The organism is Lacinutrix mariniflava (assembly GCF_001418015.1).
Classification (GTDB): domain Bacteria; phylum Bacteroidota; class Bacteroidia; order Flavobacteriales; family Flavobacteriaceae; genus Lacinutrix; species Lacinutrix mariniflava.
Genome location: NZ_LIQG01000013.1, coordinates 1 through 1,670, shown reverse-complemented (window position 1 = coordinate 1,670; position 1,670 = coordinate 1). Strand labels below are relative to the sequence as shown.

Here is a 1,670-nt window from a genome sequence, read left to right as displayed (position 1 = left end):
TAGTATGTAATGATGTCGCCTGGGATAGCATCAAAAGCATCGGCATCGCCATCTAAATCTGCACCTCCCATACTATATAATGGACTTGGTGTTGTTCCTGTTCCTGTAAAAGTTGTTTCACCAACTGTTACATCGTTTACTGTTACGTTTCCTGTGTTTTCAACAGTATACACATAATCGATTTGATCATTTACATCTAATCCTATTGGTGCATTATCAACATAAGTACTTGTTTTTACTAAGGTTAATGCTGGTGTTGCTAGGATTGGTGTTGCTGTTGGATCGTTATTTGCACCTGTATCATCGGCTGCATTTCCTGAATCGGAAGCATCCGTTACTGCTGCTCCACTTGGATCCGTTCCACTTGTTAAGGCTTCATTGGTTACTATTCCGGCATCAATATCTGCTTGTGTTAACATGTAGACTGCACTGAATTGTAATACATCTCCTGGATTGGCATCAAAATTATCTGCTTGTCCGTCTAAATCAAAACCACCTCCAGTATACATTGGTGTTGGCGTTGTTCCTGTTCCTGAGAACGTTGTTTCTGCTACTGTAATATCATTTACGGTAGTGTTTCCTGTGTTCTCAACAGTATAAGTATAGGTAATTGTGTTTGTTGCTAAGTCTAATGTTGAACTCTTTATAAGCGTTAATTCCGAACTAGATGGTAATGGTGTTACTGTATCATCATCGCCTAATCCGGTTTCATCTGCTGGATTTCCAGAATCTGAATCGTCACTTACTGTATTTCCGTTTGGATCTTCGCCTTCTGCTACTGCTGTATTAATAACCTGTCCTGCATTAACATCTGATTGCGTAATGGTATAACTTGCACTTAAGGTCTGGTTAGCCATTGGTGCTAAACTTGCAATCGTTCCAACTAATGTTGGTGTTAAATTACTATCCGTAACATCAATACTCGTTACTGTTACGTTTCCGGTGTTAGTCACTACGAATGTGTAGTTAATGGCATCGCCAGGACTTACAAATCCGTCGCCATTGGTATCTACATATGAACTTGTTTTTACTAATGTTAATTCTGGTGTCGATAAGATTGGTAAGTTCGTTGGATCATTAGTATCATCTGCATCAGCATCACTGTTTCCTGGCTGACCTTCGTCATCATTTGGATTCGTACTATCTGATGTATCTGTTACTACTGTTCCGTTTGGATCTGTTCCATTTACAGTTGCTGTATTTTCTACAGTTCCTGCATTAACATCGGCTTGTGTAATCGTGTATATTGATGTTATTGTTCCTGTTTCGGTTGGTTGTAATGTTGATGGACTAACCACTGCATTACTTAATCCGATAGTAGCATCTGTTATACTTACATTATCAATCGTTGTACTTCCTGTGTTTTCAACTGTGAAAGTATACGTTACTTGATCTCCTGCGCCTAATATACCATCGCCATTAGTATCTGCTAAAGCACTTACGCCTTTAGTTAATGCAATACTACTTGCTGTTGGTAATGGACTTGTTGTTGGATCATTATCTGCTCCTGTATCATCGGCTGCGTTTCCTGAATCCGATGCATCCGTTACTGCTGTTCCGCTAGCGTCTGTTCCACTGGCTAAGGCTTCATTACTAATCGTTCCTGCATTGATATCTGCTTGTGTTAAGATATAACTTGCTGTGAACGTAATAATATCACCTGGGATAGC

At 39.6% G+C, this 1,670-nt stretch carries 1 protein-coding gene; it reads right to left on the bottom strand.

Annotation, left to right across the window (positions count from 1 at the left end; translation table 11 throughout):
- A partial coding sequence (locus ASC44_RS00100; protein ID WP_206542773.1) for a beta strand repeat-containing protein occupies positions 1–1,670 on the bottom strand: 1,670 nt, incomplete at both ends.